The 26192-nt window shown below is 37.8% G+C and carries 22 protein-coding genes, 1 tRNA gene and 1 pseudogene; 8 read left to right on the plus strand and 16 right to left on the minus strand.

Annotated elements, in window-relative coordinates:
- The first annotated feature begins 3 nt into the window (after positions 1 to 3).
- From PROVRUST_RS14680 to hemW, 3 genes are read left to right on the plus strand one after another with little or no spacing between them, the layout of a single operon-like run.
- Entirely contained in the window at positions 4 to 588 is a 585-nt protein-coding gene (locus PROVRUST_RS14680) for a YggT family protein (protein ID WP_006815649.1), read from the plus strand.
- Between the two features lie 15 nt (positions 589 to 603).
- On the plus strand, positions 604 to 1197 hold the full coding sequence (rdgB, locus tag PROVRUST_RS14685) for an RdgB/HAM1 family non-canonical purine NTP pyrophosphatase (protein ID WP_006815650.1): 594 nt from the start codon (positions 604 to 606) through the stop codon (positions 1195 to 1197).
- A complete protein-coding gene (gene hemW / locus PROVRUST_RS14690) occupies positions 1190 to 2329 on the plus strand; it encodes a radical SAM family heme chaperone HemW (RefSeq protein ID WP_039855563.1) in 1140 nt (379 codons plus the stop codon). The genes rdgB and hemW overlap by 8 nt, the downstream gene beginning before the upstream one ends.
- A gap of 78 nt (positions 2330 to 2407) precedes the next feature.
- On the opposite strand, the gene PROVRUST_RS14695 is transcribed toward hemW, so the two are convergent.
- The 5 genes from PROVRUST_RS14695 to trmB all read right to left on the minus strand — a co-directional run bounded on the left by PROVRUST_RS14695 (position 2408) and on the right by trmB (position 6391).
- Positions 2408 to 3358 (minus strand): ABC transporter substrate-binding protein, encoded by a 951-nt coding sequence (locus PROVRUST_RS14695; protein WP_006815652.1) that lies wholly within the window; start codon positions 3356 to 3358, stop codon positions 2408 to 2410.
- A gap of 196 nt (positions 3359 to 3554) precedes the next feature.
- On the minus strand, positions 3555 to 4289 hold the full coding sequence (locus tag PROVRUST_RS14700) for a DUF2884 family protein (RefSeq protein WP_006815653.1): 735 nt from the start codon (positions 4287 to 4289) through the stop codon (positions 3555 to 3557).
- A 42-nt stretch (positions 4290 to 4331) separates the two neighbouring features.
- Positions 4332 to 5258 carry a glutaminase B gene (gene glsB, locus PROVRUST_RS14705; RefSeq protein WP_039855658.1) on the minus strand — a complete coding sequence of 309 codons (927 nt, stop codon included), beginning with the start codon at positions 5256 to 5258 and terminating at the stop codon, positions 4332 to 4334.
- A gap of 84 nt (positions 5259 to 5342) precedes the next feature.
- Complete coding sequence (locus PROVRUST_RS14710) at positions 5343 to 5672, minus strand: YggL family protein (RefSeq protein WP_039855660.1); 330 nt, start codon at positions 5670 to 5672, stop codon at positions 5343 to 5345.
- A 2-nt stretch (positions 5673 to 5674) separates the two neighbouring features.
- Positions 5675 to 6391 carry a tRNA (guanosine(46)-N7)-methyltransferase TrmB gene (gene trmB / locus PROVRUST_RS14715; protein WP_006815656.1) on the minus strand — a complete coding sequence of 239 codons (717 nt, stop codon included), beginning with the start codon at positions 6389 to 6391 and terminating at the stop codon, positions 5675 to 5677.
- Positions 6392 to 6627: 236 nt separating this feature from the next.
- Between trmB and mutY the strand changes: the two genes are divergently transcribed.
- The 4 genes from mutY (at position 6628) to PROVRUST_RS14735 (ending at position 9427) form a co-directional block, all read left to right on the plus strand.
- Positions 6628 to 7695, plus strand: coding sequence for an A/G-specific adenine glycosylase (gene mutY / locus PROVRUST_RS14720; protein WP_039855566.1), 1068 nt, complete (start codon positions 6628 to 6630; stop codon positions 7693 to 7695).
- Positions 7692 to 7961, plus strand: coding sequence for an oxidative damage protection protein (locus tag PROVRUST_RS14725; RefSeq protein WP_006815659.1), 270 nt, complete (start codon positions 7692 to 7694; stop codon positions 7959 to 7961). Before mutY ends, PROVRUST_RS14725 begins: the two co-directional genes overlap by 4 nt.
- A gap of 123 nt (positions 7962 to 8084) precedes the next feature.
- A complete protein-coding gene (gene mltC / locus PROVRUST_RS14730) occupies positions 8085 to 9158 on the plus strand; it encodes a membrane-bound lytic murein transglycosylase MltC (protein ID WP_006815660.1) in 1074 nt (357 codons plus the stop codon).
- Between the two features lie 193 nt (positions 9159 to 9351).
- A tRNA-Phe gene (locus PROVRUST_RS14735) sits at positions 9352 to 9427 on the plus strand.
- A gap of 207 nt (positions 9428 to 9634) precedes the next feature.
- Here the strand turns inward: PROVRUST_RS14735 and PROVRUST_RS14740 are convergent.
- The 4 genes and pseudogenes from PROVRUST_RS14740 to PROVRUST_RS20720 all read right to left on the minus strand — a co-directional run bounded on the left by PROVRUST_RS14740 (position 9635) and on the right by PROVRUST_RS20720 (position 14035).
- Positions 9635 to 10294 (minus strand): MarC family NAAT transporter, encoded by a 660-nt coding sequence (locus PROVRUST_RS14740; protein ID WP_006815661.1) that lies wholly within the window; start codon positions 10292 to 10294, stop codon positions 9635 to 9637.
- A gap of 26 nt (positions 10295 to 10320) precedes the next feature.
- The gene (locus tag PROVRUST_RS14745) at positions 10321 to 11952 is read right to left on the minus strand and encodes an FUSC family protein (RefSeq protein WP_039855568.1); all 1632 of its coding nucleotides are present in this window, start codon (positions 11950 to 11952) and stop codon (positions 10321 to 10323) included.
- 3 nt (positions 11953 to 11955) lie between these two features.
- The gene (locus PROVRUST_RS14750) at positions 11956 to 12804 is read right to left on the minus strand and encodes an efflux RND transporter periplasmic adaptor subunit (RefSeq protein WP_006815664.1); all 849 of its coding nucleotides are present in this window, start codon (positions 12802 to 12804) and stop codon (positions 11956 to 11958) included.
- Positions 12805 to 13718: 914 nt separating this feature from the next.
- Positions 13719 to 14035 (minus strand): annotated as a pseudogene (locus tag PROVRUST_RS20720) (hypothetical protein).
- Positions 14036 to 14567: 532 nt separating this feature from the next.
- Between PROVRUST_RS20720 and PROVRUST_RS14755 the strand changes: the two are divergent.
- Positions 14568 to 15446: a nucleoside hydrolase gene (locus tag PROVRUST_RS14755; RefSeq protein ID WP_006815665.1), complete on the plus strand. Its 879-nt coding sequence runs from the start codon at positions 14568 to 14570 to the stop codon at positions 15444 to 15446.
- 289 nt (positions 15447 to 15735) lie between these two features.
- Here PROVRUST_RS14755 and PROVRUST_RS14760 read toward each other — a convergent pair whose 3' ends face one another.
- From PROVRUST_RS14760 to PROVRUST_RS14790, 7 genes are all read right to left on the minus strand, one after another.
- Positions 15736 to 16761 (minus strand): FomA family porin-like outer membrane protein, encoded by a 1026-nt coding sequence (locus tag PROVRUST_RS14760; RefSeq protein ID WP_006815666.1) that lies wholly within the window; start codon positions 16759 to 16761, stop codon positions 15736 to 15738.
- A 129-nt stretch (positions 16762 to 16890) separates the two neighbouring features.
- On the minus strand, positions 16891 to 18399 hold the full coding sequence (locus tag PROVRUST_RS14765) for a basic amino acid/polyamine antiporter (RefSeq protein ID WP_006815667.1): 1509 nt from the start codon (positions 18397 to 18399) through the stop codon (positions 16891 to 16893).
- Between the two features lie 100 nt (positions 18400 to 18499).
- On the minus strand, positions 18500 to 20872 hold the full coding sequence (locus tag PROVRUST_RS14770) for an Orn/Lys/Arg family decarboxylase (protein ID WP_039855570.1): 2373 nt from the start codon (positions 20870 to 20872) through the stop codon (positions 18500 to 18502).
- 116 nt (positions 20873 to 20988) lie between these two features.
- Complete coding sequence (locus tag PROVRUST_RS14775; RefSeq protein ID WP_006815669.1) at positions 20989 to 22455, minus strand: basic amino acid/polyamine antiporter; 1467 nt, start codon at positions 22453 to 22455, stop codon at positions 20989 to 20991.
- A gap of 715 nt (positions 22456 to 23170) precedes the next feature.
- Positions 23171 to 23953, minus strand: a complete 783-nt coding sequence (locus PROVRUST_RS14780; RefSeq protein WP_006815670.1) for a sulfite exporter TauE/SafE family protein — start codon at positions 23951 to 23953, stop codon at positions 23171 to 23173.
- Between the two features lie 2 nt (positions 23954 to 23955).
- Complete coding sequence (locus PROVRUST_RS14785; RefSeq protein ID WP_006815671.1) at positions 23956 to 24798, minus strand: MurR/RpiR family transcriptional regulator; 843 nt, start codon at positions 24796 to 24798, stop codon at positions 23956 to 23958.
- 15 nt (positions 24799 to 24813) lie between these two features.
- Positions 24814 to 26178: a PTS transporter subunit EIIC gene (locus PROVRUST_RS14790; protein ID WP_006815672.1), complete on the minus strand. Its 1365-nt coding sequence runs from the start codon at positions 26176 to 26178 to the stop codon at positions 24814 to 24816.
- Positions 26179 to 26192: the final 14 nt, after the last annotated feature.

The following is a 26192-nucleotide window of genomic DNA, read 5'->3' on the forward strand; positions in this document are numbered from 1 at the left end:
GCCATGCAGACTCTCGTTTTTATTGTTACCACCCTATTCCAACTGTATATCTTTGTGCTTTTGCTCAGAGTATGGATGCAGTGTGTTCGTGCAGACTTTTATAACCCATTCTCACAGTTTGTCGTCAAAGCAACTCAGCCGATTGTTGGGCCACTACGTCGCCTAATTCCATCCGTGGGTTCTATCGACACGGCTACGTTACTCGTCGCATTTGTGCTCTCCATTGCCGATATTATCTTTGGGATGTGGGCAACCAATATGCTCCCAGCGATAGGGCTTACTTTGCTACCTATGGCGCTGATTTTACTACTAACTTATATTGGTAAGCTGATTTTCTGGATGATCCTAATCCGCGCTATTTTAAGCTGGGTTAGCCAAGGTCGTAATCCCGTTGATTACCTGCTATTCCAATTAACTGAACCTCTAATGGCACCAATTCGCCGCATTATTCCTGCGATGGGCGGATTAGATTTTTCAGCCATGATTGTCATGTTTATTTTGATAGCCCTGAACTACCTGCGTGTTGATGTCTCTTTAATGATTGACCCATCATTAACCGCCATGCTGTTCTCTATTGGCATTATGTAAGGGAAGATGTAAAAGATGCAAAAAGTAGTTTTAGCGACCGGTAATCCGGGCAAAGTGAATGAATTAGCCGATTTACTGCGGGATTTCGGTATGGATATCGTGGCACAAACCAGCCTTGGGGTTGAGTCCGCAGAAGAGACCGGATTGACCTTTATTGAGAATGCTATTCTCAAGGCTCGCCATGCATCAGCACAAACAGGCTTACCTGCAATTGCTGATGATTCAGGTATTTCCGTCGATGCATTAGGTGGAGCTCCAGGGATCTACTCCGCGCGTTATGCTGGAGAAGAGGCAAGTGATCAGCAAAATCTAGACAAGCTTCTCGATGCCATGAAAGATATTCCTGATAACCAACGTCAGGCACAATTTAACTGTGTTTTGGTATACCTGCGTCATGCAGAGGATCCTACTCCATTAGTCTTTCACGGTCGCTGGCACGGCATATTAACCCGTGAAGCTAAAGGTCAAGGTGGATTCGGCTACGATCCTATTTTCTATGTCCCCGAATTGGGCTGTACTTCTGCGGAGTTAACTAAAGCACAAAAACAAGCGGTGTCCCATCGCGGTAAAGCCTTAGCCATGATGTTGGATGTCCTAAAAAATGCTTAAGCTTCCCCCGTTAAGCCTGTATATCCACATTCCTTGGTGTGTACAAAAGTGCCCTTATTGTGATTTTAATTCACATACAATGAAGGGGGAGATCCCCCAAGTTGAGTATGTCGAGCACTTACTGCACGATCTTGATAGCGACGTGGGGCTAATAGGCTCCCGTCCAGTCAAAACGATTTTTATCGGTGGTGGAACGCCAAGCTTGCTCAGTGCTAAATCCATGCAGATGCTGATGGATGGCATTCGTCAGCGTGTAAATCTTGATCCTGACGCCGAAGTGACGATGGAAGCCAACCCCGGAACAGTAGAAGCCGAACGTTTTGCTGGCTACCAAGCCGCAGGGATCAACCGAATCTCTATTGGTGTTCAAAGTTTTGGCAACGATAAACTGATTACGCTTGGGCGCATTCATGGTCCTGATGAAGCAAAACGTGCAGCCAAACTGGCAACTAACTTGCATTTACGTAGTTTCAATTTAGATTTGATGCACGGTCTCCCCTCTCAAACTCGCGATGAAGGTTTATCTGACTTACGCCAAGCGATTGAGCTCGCGCCACCGCATCTTTCTTGGTATCAGTTAACTATCGAGCCAAATACCCAATTTGGTTCGCGACCGCCTACTCTTCCTGATGATGACACACTGTGGGATATCTACACCGAAGGTCATAAATTACTGTCAGCTGCAGGCTATCAGCAATATGAAACTTCGGCTTATGCAAAGCCCGGTTATCAATGTCAGCATAATTTAAATTATTGGCGATTTGGGGATTACCTCGGAATTGGTTGCGGTGCTCACGGGAAAATCACGTCCACCGATGGGCAAATTTTACGCACGGTAAAAACCAAACACCCACGGGGTTATATGGAAGGTCGTTATCTCGATAACCGTTACAATGTTGAGAATGAAGACCGTCCATTCGAATATTTTATGAACCGATTTCGGTTACTCGAATCAATGCCTCGTAGTGAATTTACGGAATATACAGGACTGCCTGAGTCCGTGGTACGTTCCGCTATTGATGAAGCGTTAGCCAAAGGCTATATCACGGAAACCGCTGATGAATGGCAAATTACTGAACATGGTAAATTATTCCTAAACTCTCTGCTGGAGCTATTTTTAGGGGATGAGTAGGTAACGAATAATTTTCAGCATGAAAAAAAGCCAGCTAAATGCTGGCTTTCTCTTGAGAATAATAACTGATTTTATCAATTACAGTGCTTTAGTCACTGCATCGATTTGTTCGGTTAAGCTGACTAAGCCACCACCAGAGAGATACCACAGATCAGATTGCAGATAGGTAATTTTGCCATCTTTATACGCTTTGGTTTCTTGGATATTTTTGTCTTCAAATACCGTTTTATCCAGCTTACCTGCACCAATCGCTTCGCTACGATCCACAATTAAAATGACATCCGGATCTGCTTGAGCAATAGTTTTGGTGTCCACGACACGACGTTTTGATTTATCAGCATCTGCTTGAACCGGTAATTCAGCACGTTGAGCTTTAACTACATCATAAACAACTGCTTGGTTATTCGGGATTAACTTGCCGTCGTTATGCAGTAAAACCAATACTTTTTTGTTGGAAGCAGCTGCTTTTTGTTGCGCTGCTGCAATAGTTTTATCCAATTGCGCTAACTGCTCCGCAGTTTCTTTTTGATTACCGTACAATTCGCCAATTAAGCTGATGTTCGCTTTTACCGAATCGATATAATTTTTGCTATCAGAACCTAAATTCAATGTCGGCGCAATTTTTGACAGTGCTTCATAAGATTTGCCTTGGCGACCCGTGATCACGATTAAATCGGGTTTTAGTGCTTCAATTTCAGCTAAATCTGGCTGCTTCATGCCCCCCGCATTTTTCATTGTCGCAGGAATTCCGGCCTTCACATAAGCGGGTGCATTAGCCGTTGGCAATGCAACAACCTTATCCCCTAGCCCAAGCTTTTGCATTGAGTCGTAAATACCGAAATCAAATAGCACTACTTTTTGTGGTTTTTTAACCACGTCAGTTTCACCGGAGAGGTGCTTAACAGTCACTTTATCCGTACCTTGTGCAGTGATTGCGTTAGGTGTAAATGCAGTAGATTCAGCACTCAGTGCGTAAGGTGCGGAGAATGACAGGATAGAAACGAGTACAGCTGGAATAAATTTTTTCATATGAATGACACCAATTTAGTCGTTAAGCCAAACCCGCATTCTAAGGAGAGTTACTAATAAGTCAATTAAATGATAATGATTATTACTATTGTTTTCGTTTATGTTATTTGCATCATAGTTTATCCTTTATTTTTGATATAAAAAAGCAGCAACCCATTTCCTGATTGCTGCTTTTAAAATTAGAGATAGAAGTTAACTAGTTAGCTTTGATTGAATTAAGTAAGCTGATTCGTTGCTGCTCTAATGACGTTACTTTGGTGCAAACTTGCTGGCCAAACTGCTGGAAACTATTTTCTTGGTTTTTCCATTCGCCTTCAATTTCCTGCTGTAAGCCACCTAAATCACCCAGCATACCTTGCAACAGTGCATTGGTATCACCACCAGCCATTAGCTGCTTACAGCCCATCTCATTGATACTGTCTTGTAAGATGCCACCTAAGCTTTCATTCACTAGCTGACGTCCGCTAGCTTCTACTTTCTTAATACCTTGATGATGGAAAACATAGCCATTTGGACGAGTTTCAATGATCTGGTCAATCTGACCATTTAAATCTTTTTCGAGTTTCGTTAAACGGTTACGAATATTACTCTCGTTGCCAACCACTTTTGCGACCACTTTATCCAGTGACTTTCTGGATGCAGACAATTTCTGCTCAGACTCTTTTTTTATCCATGGAAGGTCTTGTCGGATAGCCGACTGGTAACGCAATGCTTGCTGCTGCTGTTCAGCGGTCAGCACAACATTTTTACCATTCAGGGTAACATCGCCGTTTGGCGTAATTTTTAAATCCCCACTCTGCCCAACAACTTGGACGCTATCTGGCGTCATAAAAATATCGTCTTTTGGCGTCACGGCACAATTATAATCAGCCGCTTGGCTCGTAGCTGCAAATGCCAGTAATGAAAATGCAATGAAAGTACGGCGCAACATAAAATCTCCTCGTTGATTATCTTTCTATTGATAGAACGATAATTAAAAAACAGAACGTCCAATTCGTTTCGCAAGTAATTCTAAGACGGCACATCCCACCAAAGAGTTTCCCGCTAAATCCAATTCCGGCGCCCAAACCGCCACTGTGAATTGATTCGGAACCACACAAACAATACCGCCACCGACCCCTGATTTACCGGGCATTCCAATTCGAAATGCAAATTCGCCAGAGCCATCATACATGCCACAAGTCATCATAAGCGCATTGATTTGCCTAGATTGTAACGGCGTGATTATCGGGTCAATTGAGCAAGCTGTTTCCCCCTGAGCCATTAAATAGGAGAAACATTTCACCAGCTCAACGCAGTTCATACTTAGAGAGCAATAATGAAAATAAGTTTCTAACACAGTTAAAACATCATTTTCAAAATTACCAAAAGATTTCATTAAATACGCGATTGCCGCATTACGGCTAGCATGTTCCATTTCCGAGCGAGCAACAGCAATGTCATAGCTAATATTAGGTTCGCAAGCTAATTTCCGAACAAACTCCAGCATTCGCTGTTTCGGAGCGCTAAGACGGGATTGCAGCATGTCCGCAATCACAATCGCTCCCGCATTGATAAATGGATTACGGGGAATGCCTTTTTCCATTTCTATTTGAATCAATGAGTTGAAAGGCAAACCTGACGGCTCTTTGCCGACACGGCTCCAAATTTCTTGCTCTTCATAGCGCGTCATCGCCAGCGTTAGGCTTAGGACTTTAGAAATAGACTGAACAGAGAAGCGTATCCGTGCATCACCAGCAGTAAAAATATCGCCTTCTGCGGTATACACCGCAATACCCAGATGATGTGAAGGAACACAGCCAAGAGCTGGAATGTAGTTCGCAACCTTCCCTTGACCTATCAACGGGCGAACTTGATCCAAAATATCATGTAGTAATTGGTCAGAAAACTGGGTACTCAAATGCGTTACTCCAGAATGGTTACTTCGTAATACAGAAAACAAAGGCATCCAATTGGATGCCTTAATCAATAATCAAATTAGTGATTATTCCCACCAAACATCAAACAGTTCAGAAACAACAACGTCGTTCATCCCTTTTGATTTTAGCCAATTTTCAACAATTTGACGGTGCTCTTCAGTACATTTGCCAATTTTTTGTAGGCAAACAATACCTTCCCAGCTCAAGTAGCCGCTAGCTTCAAATGCCAAACCGTTTGGTTCGATAGCTTCAGCAATCAGTTGGTCAACTGTGCTATCCACTTCTTCAATTGGCGTACCTTCTTTAAAATTCCATTTTACGATGAAGCCTAATTCTTGGAATTCATCCAAACGTAATTTTTTACGTAAACGGCGACTACGTTGTTGTTTAGCCATCATTAAATCCTCTTAAACATTAAATCCCATACACCGTGCCCTAACCGCTGGCCGCGCTTTTCAAACTTTGTTTCTGGTCTTGATTCTGGACGAGGCACATAGTCCCCTGAAACGGATACGTTTTCATAGCCTGCAACACTGTTCATTACCTCAAGCATATGTTTTGCATAAGGCTCCCAGTCTGTTGCCATGTGGAATACACCACCGTCCGTTAATTTAGTACGAATTTTTTCTGCAAAAGGCACCTGCACAATACGACGTTTACTGTGCTTCGATTTATGCCAAGGATCAGGGAAGAATAACTGAACCATCGCCAAGCTGCCGTTAGGGATCATAAAGTCTAAGACTTCGATCGCATCGTGGCACATGACGCGCAGGTTAGTCACATTTGCTTCTTTTGCTGATGCTAAACAAGCGCCCACACCCGGTGCATGCACTTCGATACCGAGAAAGTTTTTATCTGGGTTCTGCTCCGCCATAGTGACTAACGAAGTACCCATTCCAAAACCGATTTCTAAAATAACCGGATTTGAATTATTAAATAATTTAGCGAAATCAAAAGGTTCGTTAATAAAATCGATACCCATTTCAGCCCATTCGCTTTCTAATGCTTCTTCCTGACGTTTTGTCAGACGCCCTTGACGGCGGACAAAACTACGGACACGGCGCATAACACGCCCATCTTCATTATATTCGGGGGAGATAACGTTATTGATCATAATAAAGTTCTAAAAAATTCGTTGTCCAATTAGATAATGTGCCAACAAGAGTATAAAAAAATCCAAATTGTGTTCATCAATTCTCGCCAAATTATAGCGAGTACGCGAGTTTACCAAAACTTCAGGGATCTTGCAGTTGATAATTGGATAACTTTACACACGAAGCGGTTTACAGCTACCTCGGTCTATGTTGCAATCCTCCCCATGACTGAAATACCAATAAAAATAACGAATCAATGGAAGCTCAACAATTTTCAAGTGCAGTGCTCAAGTGGTATCACAAATATGGACGAAAAACCTTGCCATGGCAGCAGGAAAAATCCTCTTACCATGTCTGGCTTTCCGAGGTGATGCTACAACAAACCCAAGTCAGCACTGTCATTCCCTATTTTGAAAAATTTATTCAACGCTTTTCTGACGTCACTGCGTTAGCTAATGCCCCGTTAGATGAGGTTTTACACCTCTGGACAGGGCTGGGATATTACGCCCGAGCACGTAATCTTCACAAAGCAGCGCAAGTGATTGCCACACAATACAACGGCAAGTTTCCTACAACCTTTGAAGAAGTGAATGCCTTACCTGGAGTGGGACGCTCTACCGCAGGCGCGATTCTTTCGCTCTCTCAGCAACAGCATTTTCCAATCCTCGATGGTAACGTAAAACGCGTGTTGGCTCGCTGCTATGCCGTCGGTGGCTGGCCGGGTAAGAAAGAGGTCGAAAATCGGTTATGGGAAATTAGTACCAAAGTTACCCCTGCTGTTGAAGTTGAATACTTTAACCAAGCCATGATGGATCTTGGTGCGATGGTCTGTACACGTAGCAAACCGAAATGTGAATTGTGCCCATTAAATAGTGGTTGCGTCGCTTATGCCAATCACTCTTGGGCATCCTATCCGGGGAAAAAACCGAAACAGAAGATCCCTGAGAAAAGCGCTTGGTTTTTAATCCTACAGCACGACGATAAGGTGTGGCTGGAACAACGTCCACCCTCTGGGATCTGGGGAGGATTATTTGCATTCCCACAATTTGAAAACAGTGAGCAGCTTTCAGCTTGGCTGGCGGATTCGGGAATGAAATATGACACGCCAGAACAATTAATTGCATTTCGCCACACGTTTAGCCATTTCCATTTAGATATTATCCCTGTAAAAGTTAATATTCAGGCATTTAACTCTGCCATGGATGAAGGCACAGGACTCTGGTATAACTTACACCTAGGCGCAACAATCGGTCTTGCAGCTCCGGTTGAAAGTTTATTAAAACAACTTGCCTTACTACCTGATATTCGAGGAAAAATTAAATGAGTAGAACCATTTTTTGCACTTTCTTACAACGTGATGCTGATGGGCAAGATTTTCAGCTTTATCCTGGTGAATTAGGAAAGCGTATCTTTAATGAAATTTCGAAGGAAGCATGGGCTCAATGGATGACTAAACAAACCATGCTGATCAATGAGAAAAAATTAAATACCATGAATCCTGATGACCGTAAAATGCTAGAACAGGAAATGGTTAAGTTCTTATTTGAAGGTCATGATATTAAAATTGATGGATATACCCCTGAAAAATAATTTTTAGGTCTATATTTATAGTTCGTCAAGTTGCATGGCTCGGTTTGCTACCGACATGCAACTTGGGTGATTTAGAGTATATGGACGAGATAATCGCTAGTTTGCATTAATATTGTGGATCGTATGAAAAAATTATTTGCCCTCACATTGTTGATACCACTTATCGTTTCCTGTTCCAGTAAACAGAAATCTGACTTTAATCCTGACTATGTCAAAGATACCAATGGGTTCGATATTTTAATGGGTCAATTTGCCCACAATATTGAAAATATTTGGGGGATAAAAGAAGTTCTGATTGCCGGTCCAAAGGACTATGTGAAATATACCGACCAATATCGTACCCGCAGTCATATTAATTTTGATGCAGGAACCATCACGGTCGAAACAATTGCGGCAGTCGAGCCTTCAGAGCATCTGAAAAAAGCGATTGTTACCACATTATTAATGGGCGATGACCCAAACTCTATCGACCTCTACTCCGATATTAACGATATTCCACACAGTAAAGAGCCATTCTTGTTTGGGCAAGTGATGGATAATACTGGCGAGCCTATTCGTTGGGAATGGCGTGCAACTAAATTTGCAGATTATCTGATCAGCAATAAAATGCAGCGCAGGCAATCTGGTATGAATGTGGTTTGGTCGGTCACTATGCAGTTAGTACCGAACCACTTAGATAAACGAGCCCATAAATATCTACCATATATTAAGAAATCATCCGCTAAGTATGGTGTTGATGAGTCGCTGATTTTGGCAATTATGCAGATTGAATCCAGCTTCAACCCGTATGCAGTGAGTCGTTCGGACGCAATGGGTCTGATGCAGATAATGCAAAATACTGCGGGTAAAGATGTGTTCCGTTCTCAAGGAAAATCTGGCGTACCAAGCCGCAGCTACCTGTTTGACCCAGAGAAAAATATTGATACGGGTACAGCCTATTTAGCTATTTTACAAAATAGCTATCTCGGTGATATCCGCAATCCAACATCGCGCCGCTATGCGGTGATCACTGCTTATAATGGCGGTGCAGGCAGCGTTCTGCGCGTATTCCATAATGATAAGAAACAAGCGGCTCAGAAAATAAATAATTTAGAGCCTGGTGAAGTGTATGAAACGTTATCCACTAAACACCCTGCGGCAGAGTCGCGTAACTATCTCATTAAAGTGAATAAAGCTCAGAAAAACTATTTGCGCTAGTTTCGCTCACTAAAATGCCATTAAAAAATGCCAGCAAGTGTTTCTCTTTGCTGGCATTTTGGTTATTTCATTACGTATTTTCATGTTGATTTGTTTAAAATTTAACTCAAATGCTGAAAAAAAGCGCACTCAATCAAAAGTTTTAGGATCTGCCTTGACTCACCCTCTTAAATCAGGTTTAATACGCTCCGTTGCCCGGATAGCTCAGTCGGTAGAGCAGGGGATTGAAAATCCCCGTGTCCTTGGTTCGATTCCGAGTCCGGGCACCACTATTTAAAGAACCCGCTTAATTGCGGGTTTTTGCTTTTTAAATCTACCAAAACCCATACTATCCCAAAGTGTTAATTCTACTGGGGGTCAACTCACTTCACTCCCAACCATATATTTCTTCCCCAAAATACTTCAAGCCACATATTAATATATACCTATGTGACCTAAATTATGATGTATATAGCCGTTATCTACAGTTGATGAAATTAGCTAAAAAAACCTGACCGAGTTAGCTCGCCTATACCTGTAATAATAAATTGTACACCCATACAAACTAATAAAAATCCCATTAATCTTGATATTGCATCAATACCCGATTTGCCAAAAAATTTCATGATAATAGTCGAGCTTTTTAAACATGCCCAAAGAATAATCGAAAATATAAGAAATACTAAAGGAGGTGCAATCAATATCACCCAATGCGGATAGGCATGCTCATTAGTAATGACTGAAGAAGCCATACTAATAATCATCGCAATAGTACCGGGCCCTGCAGTACTCGGCATTGCTAATGGTACAAATGCAACGCTAGAATTGCTATCGTTAACTTTTTTATCATCATCACTTATATTGCTAGTAACAATAGGAAACAACATTCTAAAGCCTATGTAAGCAACAATAAAACCACCAGCAATACGTAATCCCGGAATTGATACACCAAAAGTATTCATGATGGCTTGGCCTGAATACCATGAAATTATCATAATGAAAAAGACATAGATAGGTGTCATTTTTATGACTTTTTGGCGACCTTCTATTGTCATTTCACCCGATAAACCAAGAAACAATGCAACCGTTGTCAATGGGTTAGATAAAGGTAATAAAACAGCAAGCCCAATACCCAGCGCTGTTAATAAATCAAACATGACCACCTCATTTTAGTTTAAAGTTATTATAAAAAATTAAGAATATTTTTAGTATAACGAATAATTGCATCATCATTTTTACTATTCTGGCTTTCTAATATGAATAAGATTTTTGTTTTATCATCGTCATTTAAAATCCCAAAAATAACAGCCATTAAAAGATCCTTTGATTCTTGTAAATTCGCCATTTCATAGACACATAATAATGATAAAAAAACATACATCTTAATTATATTTTCTTTTTTAGAGAATGAGTTAATATTAATAATAATTGTATTTTTTAATTTTGAAATTTCATCTTTATTTCCCTTAAATTCACTTATTTTTCTCAATATAAATTGAGTTTTTCTTTTTTCCACTTGCTCATCAGTACTTAAAGGAATGATATACAACATAAGAGTTACTATAACAATTGAAAATACAAGAGCAATAGAAGTATTTGAAAAGCTTACAAAATCAAAACTCATTGGGTTAGTGAAATTAATTATAAATATAATTGATATGCACATAACATGTGAAATCAAAAAAGATAACTTACCACCTGTTTTAAGAATACCTAATAAAAGAAAAATAGGTAACATAACCAATGCAGCTTGAGAAAAACTTGATACTTGAATTAAAAAATAGAATTTCAAAATATAACCAATTAAAACAACAAGTAATGCAACTATAAAAATGACAAATGCAAGTTTATTTGCTTTTGGTATAGTCACACCAAAAGTAAATGAAATACTAACAAGTACAGCTAGGATATATCCATAATCCCATGCAGTATTAAACCAGAAGATAACACTGATCACGAGACCAAGAACTAACCTCATTATGTTTGATATAATATCTTTCCAATCAAAAAACTCATAGTGGCTATAATCCAGCTTAATATTACTCTTACTTTTAATATTTAAAAATTCGCTATAGCCTTTATATTTCAAAATATCTTTATTTTCTAATCCAATAATAATAAAAGTTATAAATAATGGTAATTTAAATAGTTGGCTACTTGACTTCTTAAATGAAATAAAATTACTCTCATATTGACTTAACTCATCATAAGATATACTCGATGTAATAACCTCCTTTACTTCTTTAATGGTATTACCCCTATGACCTTTAAATAATTCAGAAAGTACTTTTTTCTTCTCACTCTGAATTTTTTTCTTAATTATCTGAGTTTGAAAAACATGTCGTTTAGACGGTAAAATATACATAACGAAGGTATAAGCGATAATACCTATTGTCACTTCAATTAGCCGCTCTTGGGACAATTCAAAAATTGTCATCGGTAAAGGATAAACCGATGTACCAAATGCTATAATTGCTGAAGTATACCCTGATAACGAAAACATGTATGGCATCATATAGCGTGAAGTTAACGTTAAAAATAAGCATGCTGATAACCAAACTATAATTAATGATGTAAATAACCATTGATCATTGAGGCTAATGTTAGCAATCAAGGTTACGGCTATGACACCGATAAAACTACCGACTAATCTTGCTCCCATTTTAGCAAGACTTAATGACCGGTCAGGGTATCCAATGATTGCAACAGTCATCATTGCCCAGTATGGCTTATCAAAACCGAGGTATGAAGATACATACCAAGCCAATAAAATTGCCAATGTGAATTTTATTGCAAACATCCAATTTGAATTCATATATTAATCTTCAATAAATACGGTACAGGTTGTTCCGGGAATAAGGTGTACCCCATCAATATTATTTAAGGAAATTTTAATTGGAACTCGTTGTGCTAACCGAACCCAAGGATAATTAGGCTCTACATTTTCAAGAAGCTGATTACCCGTTCTAGAGTTGTTATCATCAATTGCTCGGCCTATACTTTGTACTTTTCCTTTAAGTTCTTCATTATTACTGTAAAGCGTTACCGTTACATTATTATCTACAGCTACGTTACGCATTTTTGTTTCTTCTAAATAAGCGATAACATAGTAGGAATCTTCATCAATAATAGCGAATAATGGCGCACCTGCACTAATATAATTACCTTTTCTTAAATTTAAGTTTGTTATAAAACCATTTACTGGTGATCTAATTTCCGTTCTTGATAAATCCAATTTTGCTTTTTCAATTTTAACTTTCGATAGCTCAATTTTTTTCGTTAAACTATCCAGCCTTGATTTTGCATCTTCCAGCTCCTCTTTTGATATAGCAACTTGACTAAGTTTACTACGTCTCGCAAGTTGGCTCTTAGCAAAATTATATTGAACAATAAGCTCATTAAGTTCAATTTCAGACTCGCGTAATTTAATATCGTAATCAGTTGGATCAACAACTAATAGTAGCTCATTTTTCTTCACCTCTTGATTGTCAACAATTAAGAGTTTTTCAATTTTACCTGAAACTTCAGCTGTTATTTCACTCACTTCAGCTCTAATTCTGCCATCACGGGTCCATGGGCTCATAGCATAATGATTCCATAACACATAAATAGATGAGATAATAATAAATATGGATATTACAACTAATAAGTACTTTTTAATATTCATTCTATAACCAATTATAAATTAGCAATCACATGTATTATTAATATGCAAAAAAACAACATTGAAATATCGAAAAGGCTGCCAGCATATTCATTCCTCATAACCAAACCAATATAGATAGCCCTTATAGACAACCACAAAAAAAACCCAAAAACAAGATAAGGGCTATACCGGGTATAAAAACACTCCCCCCTAAAATTAGATCTTTCATATAGCCATCCCATCATAAATTAAATATTTAGTTAGACTTTATATCATTGATTACTCAATACAATAGTACATTCATATAATGTATAATAATTTTAAATAGTAACAACATCAAAGAATTGATTAGAGAATGTGAATATTTAGATATTCTAGTAAATTAATCTAAAATAGACATAAAAATATATAATTTTCAGTTTATTATATTGTCACAAAGTGACAATCAATCGATAAACAACCGAACTTACATTGATATATTACTCCATTTCAGAGTAAATAATGGTAATGTAATAAATATCCACTTAAAACAATTCGTATCCATTTTAAATTCTAATAAAAAAAACAATAAAATATATTCAAACTGGCCTCATTCAATGTAAGTACTATCTTCATCAAACTGTGTCCCTCCCATACATACTTTCATATTCTTACTCTACTATTAATAACAAATTAATTATATCAAATTATAATAAAAAATATAATTTAATTACTATTTATTATTAACAAATGCCAACCGGAGCCTGTTTTTCGATTACACATAATTCATGCGAAGTTAGCTTTATGAGTAAATTTAGTGCCCCGTAATTTCAATCAAAAGGCTTATTGGATCCCCACGCTGATTTTTTATTTGAGGATATGATTAGGTAATAAGGTGAGGTAGTTCCATGCATCATAAATGAGTCATTGAAATCATCAAAATTAATGGGGTACGTTCACTTTTTCACATGGATCATGGAAGCTATTGAGAGCGATGGCAACATTTTATGTATTGATTGAACAGCAAACATAGTGGGACAGTTAGGTGTATCCTCCCCCATAGCAAAACGATTTTTATATACGGGAGGAAGCATGCATAAGCATACCAAGCTTCATCAAAGTGAATTCTAGGGGCACTTTCGCCAAGATATTTAACAACATCGTTCACATTATAATAAAAGCCGTCATACTTACCGTTAGCCACGACGACATAAGTCGCTTCTGATGTTGCAGCACCTTTACTTAATGGACTTTGAGCAATGAGTTTATAAATGCGATGAAATTCACACTTTTAGAATTATTTAAAAAAAAGACAAACAAAATAGCTTATTTTAGATTACTATATTTTAAATTTTTTAATTATTAATGTAATCAATTATGCAATAATAGGTTAATTTTAAAATCCTTTTTTATAACCGATATAATTAATTAAAAATTAAAATCTACTAACATTGTAATCCTTTTGGAGTAATTTATATTTGTTGTGATTTTTATTTTTAACTATACACTTTCTTGACTTCAAAAAATAGACTTGCCATTCTTGATGATATAGCATCAAGAATTGATAATGTAATCATTCCAATAAAGATGTTTTTTGGGAAGCACACAGAATAAACCCTCTATGTTTTTATTGTTGCAGTCCTTATAACTTTATCTTTCATATTTTTTAATATTTAGACAATTTAAATATATAGTCACTTTAGATTTAATTCTTAATACTTTCACCTTTCTAATTAATAAAATATAAATCAAGGAGTAAAAATGCATAAATAATAATAGATTGTGATCCTGGAGTTGATGATGCAGTGGCCATTTTTCTCGCGATAGCGTCACCAGAAATAGAAATCATCGGGATAACGACAGTCGCTGGGAATGTAGAGTTAGAAAAGGTTCACAGTAATGCAAAAAAATTACTTACATTAGCGAATAGGCTAGATATTCCTCTAGCAAAAGGCTGCGATCGTCCATTAATGACCAAAACTGGAAATAAAACTAATGTTCATGGTACAGATGGGCTAGCTGGGGTGCTCCTACCTACGCCAGAATACCAAAATGATTCAGGTCATGCGGTAGACTTTATTATTGATTCAGTAATGTCAAATCCAGGTGAAGTAACATTATGCGCAATGGCTTCTCTCACTAATATCGCAATAGCTATCATTAAAGAACCAAAATTAGTTGATAATGTAAAAGATATTGTAGTTATGGGAGGAGCCGCATTTACACAGGGAAATATAACACCAGCAGCTGAATTTAATTTTTATGTAGATCCCCATGCTGCTCATATTGTTTTTGATAGCGCACGACATATTACTATGCTTGGTTTGGATGTAACAAGTAAAGCTGATATAAGAGCAGGTTTGTGCACGTCTTTGGAAAAAGGTGATGTTATTGCCCTGAAAGTGGCAGAGATGTGCCGAAGATATGCCGAATGTGATCCTTTTCTGCATGACCCCTGCGTTATCGCATACCTCATTCAACCTGAAATTTTTTCAGGTGTTGACGGTTCAATTACTATTGAATATGAATCCAATAGACTATTTGGTCATAGTCTTGCCACCATATCTACTGCTACTAATCACTGTTCGGAAACTATGAATAATGAATCTAAATGTAAAATTATTACTGATGTCGATGCATCAAAATTAATGTCTTTAATTGTAGAACGTATTTTAACTCTTTGATATACAGCTGATATCTATAGAAATAAATACTCAGAATCGCTGATATCCAGAATCTATTTTATTAAAAACCTCTAAAATATAGCCATATTTTTTAATTTAAAAATTAGTGAATATCACTATTTTTATCCAAAAAACCAGCATTCTAAGAATTAGAATAGGTAAATCCATTAGAATTTTTTTGATTTGCCTAAACCTTATTAATACGTTGCCATATTGTTCCCCTATAAAGCATAAGCCGGGTACAATTTAGAACAATAACATGCTCATATTTAAATATGAGCATGTTTTACTAGAAGGCATAACGAATACCCACGCCTCCCTGCGGCTGTAGCTCCCAATCTTTTTCAGTTGAACCCCAGACTTGATTAGAATATTTGGCTTGAACAAATGCAGATAAATTTAGAGCCTTATTATATTGATAATTTAAACTAAGCTGGGGTAGTGCAAACAAGGTATAAGTACTTTTATAATTACCGTCCATAATTGTTGGCGATAACCATTCAGACATTTGATTTCCTGCAATAAATGGATCCCAAGCTGCTTTTTTATTCGAGGATATATACGGATCTAATCCACCAACAAAATTAAATGACAATGAAGTATTATCATTAAATTGATATAAGGTATTCGAATAATTTAACCATGCTAAAAACATATAATAATTTGCATTACTGTAGGACTGTGTTCCATCAGTTATGAGCATATTTCCGTCATACCATTCTCTAAAAGCATAAGCATTTAGTGTAATCGAAAAATTTGCAGGGAGCTGCCAATTAGTAAGTAAACTTAAAATCCCTGTATTAACATGTCCTGACGGTCCTTGGGTATTCCATCCATAAATATACATAGGTGAAAATGCAAATTGAGTCGCTTGAATATAATCATTTTTAGGAATGTATTCAGAAAAATCGAATGCTGTTTGCATCAATGCGTAGGTTTGGTTGGTACCATCAAAATCATCCTCATTCTCAACCATTAGCGAAGAGTTCCATTTCACTTTTGATCCATCAATCACACCATAGTTATAATTTAATGTACCTTTTGGACCACTAAACCGGTTATCTTGTTGCTTTTCTGAACCGTCATAATGGTACATATTCCATGTTCTATCCCATTGTAAAGCCATACTCCACTTAGGATAAAAATTGTAATTGAACAGTAATGATGGGTGTGATGTTGCTGTTTTATAGCTACCCGCATTGCCATAAAATGTTTGTGTTACCCCAATAGAGCCACTAGGTATAAACTCTTCCGCTTGGCTCACAAAAGTCATCAGAACTAGTGCAGCGCCTGTAGATTTAATTAATATTTTCATTCTGTTTACCTTAACTTTCAAATACAAAACCCTTCAGATAATTACTGAATAAATTTAAAAATCATGAATAATTTATTTATTACAAGGTTACTCTTATAAAAAGAGTAACCTTTGAAATAAGACTGAGATTTAAATGGAAATAACGCCTTTAAATAATAAGAAAACAACAATCAAATCTAAAGCTAATAATATAGCTAAAGAGATTAATTCCATCTTATTAAAAATAGGTAAGTTATCTTTTTTCTCTTTACGAGACCAAATAAAAATAGGTAAGCCACAAGTTAATAAAATAGGAATAAGTGCAACATATTGAATTTGGCTTGCATAAAGAATGAATAAGCAAAATAATGCACCAATTACACCGCTCACCAAGGCGATATTACGACCTTTTTGAGAATATTGATTATATTCCTTATTCAAGCATATTTTAGTCATATAAAGCGTAGTTGTAATATAGGCAGGTACAACCATCAAGGCACTAATGTTATACATGGTATTCCAAGCATTGCTGGAAAAATAAACTAATAACATTGCGGCCTGCATAATGAAGCTACTAACCCAAAGAGACACACTTGCTGCCTGCTTCTTGTTAGTACGTGCAAATGCTCGAGGAAATGCACCTTTTTGTCCTGCTACCATTGGAATTTCAGCACAAAGCATTGTCCATGCTAGCCAACCGGCTAATACAGATATGATCAGGCCAATATTCATTAATAAGCTTCCCCAATCACCAACAACTTTCCCAAGAACACCGGCAGTAGAAGGGTTTTCAACTAATGATAATTCAGCTTGCGGCATTACACCAAAAGGCAATATAGATAAAAACATATAAATAATTAAAGCAATTAAGAACCCTAATAACGTTGCTTTACCAACATCTTTTTTGTTTTTAGCTCGCCCCGATAATACAACGGCACCTTCGACACCAATAAATGCCCAAAGTGTTACTGTCATAGGCGCTAATATTTGCGACATTAAAGAAGCCGGTTCTATATGTTGATTAACTTGAGTAACAACTTGAGGCGCAGTCCCCCAAAAATTATTAAATAATTGAGTATAATCAATTAATAAACCCAAGATAATAACAAATAAAATGAGAGGAACTAGCTTGGCTATTGTTCCTAAGGTATTCACAAAACCAGCAACTTTAGTCCCTGATAATACAAGGAAGTTGTAACCCCAAATTAAAACTGAGCCACAAATAATTGAATTAAGGTTATTGCCGTCAGTAAATACCCCGGGGAAAAATTGATCAAATGCATCCATCAAAATAACTGCAAAGGCGACGTTACCAAACGCAGTCATTAGCCAATATCCCCACGCCACACTAAAACCAATGAAAGAACCGAATCCTTCTTGTGCATACATGTAAACCCCTGCTTGTAAATCAGGGCGGAGATCCGACAGAATACGAAATGAATTAGCAATAAAATAGATACCAATGCCAGCTATCACCCACGCAATAATTACAGGACCGACTGCAGAACTTGCGGCTGTATTTTGCGGTAAGCTGAATACGCCACCACCAAGCATTGACCCAACAACAATTGCAATTAATGCAATTAACCCTAATTTAGTTCCTCCAGAAGAGGAGGCGTCTGTTGTGCTACTTGATGTCGCTGAAGGTTGATTTGCCATAAATAGAGCCTTTTAAAAGTCGTTAAAAAAACGCCAATAAATATATTTTTAGCTTTTATCAAGTACTGATGGCTCTCGTCACCAGTACTTTAAGCTAAAGTTACTGACGACCTTTTTTGATGGTTGAAGTCACATGACGTTTAAAGGTTATATGCTTAGGAACCTCTACTGCTTTGCGGTCATCTTCAATAATGGCCCTAACCCAAAAATCACCATTATCATCGACATTGATACCTTGAACTTCATGCTCAAACCCCGGATAGTGCTTATCAAATTCCTGAAGTGCACGTAAGTAACCAATAATTCCTTGGTTTCCTTTAGGTAAACGTTCACCGGGCATCAAGACTGGAATTCCAGGAGGATATGGAACAAGCATACTGGCGGCAATACGCCCAGAAAAATCATCTAAACGAATGTGTTCGGACTTATAGCGAACCACTTTTTGATAGGCATCCGCAGGTGTTAAAACAGGTTCAGGATCGGTATTAACCGCATCATTGATATGCTTCATTAAATCAAGATCACACATTTTTTCATGCATTTCCTGACAGAGTTGTTTAAGGGTCAACTTATCGTAATTCGATGAATGATTTTTTAATGATGGAATAGCGTCAATCGCAAGTGTGCCATTGTCATAGAGTTTTTTGAATGACAATAAACTTTCGAGCAGTGTTCCCCACTTACCTTTGGTAATCCCCACAGAAAATAAAATCAAAATGGTATAATCCCCCGTACGTGCTATTTCAATACGGCGGTCATCTAGGAATTTTGTGATGATATAACCGGGGATCCCTCTATCTTGATATTTACCGTCAGGCGAAATTCCAGGGCAAGTAATAGTGACTTTTACTGGATCAAGCATACTGTTTGTGTCGGCTAAATCCTCATCAGTAAACCCATGCCATTTATCTCCAGCACGTAAACCCCAACAATTTGGGTCCTGACTCAGTAATTCAATCGGTGCATCTTCAAAACTGTATTTTTGTCCTGTTTCTTGATTCTTGACCTCCGTAGGCTGCAAGACATCAAAAAACCAAGCTGACTCACCTTCTTGCTCTTTTAATTGACGTTTCACGGACACAACTGCTTTACGGAACGCTATCGCTTCTTCTATAGACTCTTGAACTAATGATGTACCTGATTGACCTTGCATCATACTAACGGCCACATCAATGGATGCAATGATTGGGTAGTAAGGTGAGGTAGTTCCATGCATCATAAATGAGTCATTGAAATCATCAAAATTAAGGGGGGCACGTTCACTTTTTTTCACATGGATCATGGAAGCCATTGAGAGCGATGGCAACATTTTATGTGTTGATTGAACAGCAAAAATAGTAGGACGATTTGGTGTATCCTCCACCCCCATAGCAAAACGATTTTTATATAACGGATGGAAGCGTGCATAAGCATACCAAGCTTCATCAAAGTGAATTCTAGGGGCGCTTTCGCCGAGATATTTAACAACATCGTTCACATTATAACAAAAGCCGTCATACGTGCAGTTAGTCACGACTGCATAGGTCGCTTCTGATGTTGCTGCACCTTGACTTAATGGGCTTTGAGCTATGAGCTTATCAATACTTGCTTTTTTTAAACGCTCATTCGGAATAGGGCCAATAAGACCATAACCATTACGAGTTGGTTTTAAATACACAGGACGAGCTTGCGACAATGTTAAGCCATGATTAAGCGACTTATGGCAGTTGCGATCGACGATGACAATTTCATCTGCAGCAACAGCACCCTGCGCGACTATACGGTTAGAACCTGATGAGCCTGATACACCGTAAAAAGTCCAATCAGCACCAAAAAGTTCAGCCGCGATTTCTTCTGATTTTTTTGAGGGACCAGCATGAATCAGATAGTCACCCATTTCTGCGGTGGCGACACCAATATCGGCCCTCATCATGTTCTCGCCAAAAAAATTAATAAACTCAATACCTACTGGATGTTTTAAATATGCCATGCCCCCCATATGTCCCGGGCAATCCCAATAGTAATCACCATCCTCAGTAAAATCTTTCAGTGTTTTAAAATAGGGTGGCAAGAGGTTTTCGGCGTAACGATGTACAAGCGTATAAATACGATTAGCCGTAAATGGTGGCGTTTCTGAATATAAATAAATGTACTCACTAACTTCTTTTAAGACATCTAGAGGAACATTATCTGTAATATTTTCCTCCGACACTAATAAGAGCGGTGTCGTTGGATTTCGTTTACGTAATACGGCTACAACCTGTACACAATTCTTCGCCATATTAGGATCATTGTCGTCCCAATAAATAGCCACGGCACTATATTTAGGGTTTTCTTGAATTAATCTTATTCCATCCTGAATTTTATCTGCGATAAAAACCTTAAAATCACGTTCTATTACGGCAGCTTTAAGGCGCTCAAGAGCTTGTTTGGCTGGGTGATCTTCTTTTAGATAAGAAGATGATACAAATAAAATATTATGATTAAATTTCAAAATATATCTCCATTTTATTTTATTGTTTACTGCAAAAAATTGACAATCATAAATTGATACCCATTCCTTAATGAATGAGGTAGGAAAATAAATCATAAGCTTATTTATAGGGTTAATTAAAAATTAACAATACCATTCATAAAAAGAATAATAATCAATATATCGAGCATAATTAAAAAAATAAAAATATTTAATTCCACTCGAGTGAAAATAGGTTTATCTTTAAAATGTTTCACTCTTGACCAAATAAACAAAGGTAATCCGACTGTTAATAATATTGGTACCATCGTAAGGTATTTCACTTCACTGGCATAAAACATTAATAAACAAAATGAAATTCCTATCACACTGGTCACTAATGCAATTGTGGAGTTTTTATTTGTATATTTACTGTATTCACCCGTGATACAAAGCTTAAATAAATAGGCGGTTGACATTAAATATGCAGGTAAAACTGTTAGGGCAGAAATTGCTAACATCGCTAGCCATGCATGATTAGAAAAATAGACTAGGAAAATAACCACCTGCATAAATCCACTGCTCACCCATAGTGAAACTGATGCAGAGCCATTTTTATTCTTCTGAGAAAACTTTTTCGGGAAAGTACCATCTTGTGCTGCAACCATAGGTATCTCAGCGCAAATCATCGTCCAAGCTAACCAACTCGTTAATACTGAGACTAGAACGCCAATATTAATTAACCATTCACCCCAATCCCCTGTTAATGATTTTAATATTCCCGCAGTCGATGGTGTAGCGATCTCACTCAGAGTGCTTTGACTAAAGATACCAAAAGGTAATATTGAAACCAAAATACAGATAAATAGCGAGATAACGAAGCCTATAAAAGTAGCTTTACCAACATCTTTTTTATTTTTGGCTCTACCGGATAATGCAACAGCACCTTCAACACCAATAAACGACCAAAGAGCAACATCCAATGGAGAGAATATTTGGCTCGAAATAGAACCTAATTTTTGATGTGAAAACTCGGGGCTATGCCCCCAAATATTTTTGGTTAACTCATTATAATTTAAAAAATAAGCTACCGTAAAAACAAAGACAATTAGAGGTATCATTTTCGCAAATGTACCTAATATATTCACGACGCCTGCAACACGAGTTCCGGATAGGACAAGAAAATTAAACCCCCAAACCAAAATAGATGCACCAATAACAGATGGGATATTATTTCCACCTCTAAAATCACCAGGAATAAAATAATTTAGGGTATCCATAACCATAATAGCAAAGGCAACGTTACTAAAAATGGTCATAAGCCAATATCCCCACGCCACAATGAAAGCAATAAAAGGTCCGAATCCCTCTCTTGCATACATATAGATACCAGCCTGTAAATCAGGGCGAATATTGGATAACACAATAAATACACGGGAAATAAAAAACATCCCAAACCCACAAATTAGCCAAGCAATGACCACTGGACCTACAGCTGAATTTTCAGCCATATTTTGTGGTAGCCCATCGACGCCACTACCAATCATTGAGCTAACAACAATGGCAACCAAGGCTATTAATCCAATCTTTTGATTTTCATTCTTCTTTGATATTTTCACAGACATAAAAAACTCCCAAAATAAGAATGAAGAATCAAAAAATATTAATCAGTTTTTTAATTCTGGATCATATTTAGGGTAAAGACAATAGAAGCCAAGTTAGTGGTTATTTTAATTGACATGTAAAAAAAACATTAATCGTATAATGGAACCATTAAATTTAATATATTACAAACATTTACAAAGCAGTCACATTTAAAGCATCAAAAATAGATGGTAATATAATCCAAATCAATTCAAATTTAGACTAATATTTAAGGATTATATATTGACATTAATATTTTTTAATATTTTTAATTACAAATTAACTTCCATCAATATTAAATAATATAAAAAAACAAAAAATATCAATTCTTTACTGATAGGTATTTAGATATACATTCAGCAACATATATTACCAAGTAATTAAAAAGTATCAATAAAAAGACAAAATGCAACCATTATGAAAAAACATTAAATTAAATTTAACTTGGTTATCACATGTAATTTATACAATTATATTTTCATATAAGAATAGGATATTCAGTCAATTAAGAGCTGAAACTATTGATAAGATCAAATGAAGCTAAAATGATAAATATCTGTTGGAATGACATACATAGAAAAGAGTAAAAAAACATGCTTAACCATTTTTTACATTGCATAAAAAGAGTAATGAGTTAATCACAAGTATCATATAAATAGATAAAAGCCCCCTCAACAACACCAAGAGGGGCTATTTTTACGGCATTATTACTTTCCATGTCATCATCACGGCACTACACAAAATCAGTAATAATGTCATGTATTGGAAAGTGCGCTCAGATAACTTCACTAACAGATATTTAGCTAAAGGCATCACCAATAACGCACCTGCACATAAGATTAGTGCCAGTTTTAAATCAGTGTAGCCATCTTGTGCATAAGCCAATGCTGAAGATCCTGATAAAACAGTTGTGACAATGATGGATGTCCCAATCGCCTGCTTAATGTTTAAATTCATATAACGCAGTAACATCGGCAATACCACGACTCCGCCGCCAACACCTGTCGCTCCTAATACAATCCCTGCCATCACCGCAGGAAATGCCATCGCCCGAAGTTGATTTTCTTTCACCGCTAATTTTTTGAGTGGATTAAGAAAAAACATCCGTTGGATAAACAGATACAGAGAAAAAATAATCGCCGTAGCAACCAGTAAATTAATTCCCCACTCAACCTGTTGTGTATATTCCGGGATACTTCCCAGCCAAGTCACAAATAGGCTCGATAAAAAGGTACTTGGTAGCATAATGGCCAGTACAATCAATGCGCCTTTCATTGGGATATTACCCAACCGAAAGTGCATATATGACGAAGATATTTTCATCAACATCGATAAAAAGTTTGCAGTTGCTACTGCGGCTAAGGCATTAAGCCCAAAAAAGTAAGTGAGTATGGGTAAAACAATCACACCACCGCCTACCCCTGTGGTGCTAATAATTAAGCCAATCAATGCGCCGATGGCTAATTCAGTGACAATCATAGTTATCCTGCCTGTGTCACGGCTTGTCGACCTTTTTGTAAGGCGATATCCGTATCTTCATTGGCGAGTGTTAAATACTTAAAAAATAGCGTGTCGAAAATCACCATCTGTAACACTTGCGGCGTAATCACCCCTAGCTGGGTATGCTGCTCATCATAGTAATAAGGCAAGATTAAATCTGCGATACGTGCCGATTCGTCTTGCCCGAAGCGGGTTAAGGCAACCGTGGTGCAACCACTTTCCTGTGCCGATTTCAGCATCCGATTAATTTCAGGGGTATTGCCTCTGGCAGTAACCGCGATCGCCAAATCACCGTCATTTAAATTGGCAGAATAGCTAAGTTGTACGTGTAAATCCGTGCTAAATAAAACCGGTTTATTAACACGAATAAGCTTATGAAAAATATCATTGGCGACAATTGCCGAAGAACCGATCCCAAACACCACAATACGCTTTGCTTCTACCAGTTTTTGAGCAATGGTGTCCACAGCGACAGGCTCCAGTAATTCCAATGATTTTTCAATAGCAGAAATAAACATTTGCCCTGATTTTGCGATAATTTGAGCCGTACCATCATTACGGCTCAAATTGCCATACAGCGTTTCAGCTTTAAGCTGTTTTTCATCAGATAAGTAATCTACTTTGAATTCAGGATAGCCACGGTAGCCCATCTGGCGAGCGAAGCGAATGACTGAAGCGCTGCTGACGCCTGCGGCTTGAGCAAGTTCAGCGGCATTCATCGCGACAAGACTGTCACGACATTCAAGCAAAAACTTGGCGATACGCTGCTCAGTCCCTTTGCCTCTCGTCAATAAGCTTTCCAATTTTACCGTCAGAGCTGACATGGCTATTCCTTCTTATTATTTTTCTGGATCGTTGAAGCCTATTATCATACTGGCAATGAAACCGACAATCCATGCGCCTGCAACCGCAATCAGAAAATCAAGTATTTGCCCATCTCCAACCAATGGAATTAATGATAATCCCGCAGTACCAAATGGAATAATAATGCCCACATGGAAGAATGCCATTAGCGCTCCACCCGCAGCCCCACCAATACATCCAGCAATAAATGGCTTACCGAGAGGTAATGAAACGCCAAATAATAATGGCTCCCCCACCCCAAAGATACCAACGGGTAATGCACCCACTAATGTTTTCTTCAAGCGTGGATTTTTAGTTTTTAAGAATACCCAGAAACAGGAACCGACTTGCCCCATACCGCCCATCGCTAAGATTGGAAATAAATAGTTCAAACCAAAAGTTTGTAAAATTTCAGCATGGATTGGGATCAAACCTTGATGTAAGCCAGTCAAAAGTAAGAATAAGAAACTTCCGCCTAATATTCCCCCAGTTGCCACTGCACCCCCACCACTGTTAAGCAGTGCGACAGAGACACCTTGCGCTAACACTTGGTTTAGGTAATGCCCTGCCGGTTGGAAGACCACTAATGCAACCATCGCTGACACTAAAATAGTCACAAATGGCGTCACAATGAGATCCAAGCTTTCTTTAATGATACTTCTAAACCACACCTCAAATTTAGACGAAAATACAACCACCATCAGAACCGCAAATATGCCGCCGCTGTTTGGCTGAAGTTTTTCACCGAATAGCGTGATATCCGCCAATCCCGGCATTGCCAGTAATCCTGCCATCACGGCGCCAATTGACGTGGATGCGCCTAACTCTTTCGCCGTATTCACACCAATCATGATGGATAAATACGTAAAGACCGCGCTACCAATCAGTTTTAATAATTTAAATAATTCAGGGAATTGCTCCACTACACCCGGCGCCACAAGGCGAACAATATTAATCATTCCCATGATGAGACCACACCCTATCAATGCGGGGATCGTGGGAACAAAGATAGCCGCGAGAGTGTTGAGCATACGACGAATCGAAAACGGTTTTTTCTCCGGTAGAGATTCCGCATTATTCTCACTGGCAAGACCTTGGCCTTGCATTCGCTTATTCATCACTGAAAAAACTTTTGCCGCGGTTCCCATACCCACAATCACTTGCTGTTGTTCACCATTGAAAACGACACCTTTTACGCCTTCAATTTGCTTCAAGGCTTCTGAATTAAACTTACTATTATCTTTTAAAACCAAACGAATACGAGTCATGCAATGGGTTAGTGTTGCGATGTTATCGAATCCACCCGCATATTTTTCTATTTCTTTTGCGAGTACGTCCAGATGTTCTATTTTATTGGCCATAGTATTTCCCCGGT

It is taken from the genome of Providencia rustigianii DSM 4541, from assembly GCF_000156395.1.
Lineage (GTDB): Bacteria > Pseudomonadota > Gammaproteobacteria > Enterobacterales > Enterobacteriaceae > Providencia > Providencia rustigianii.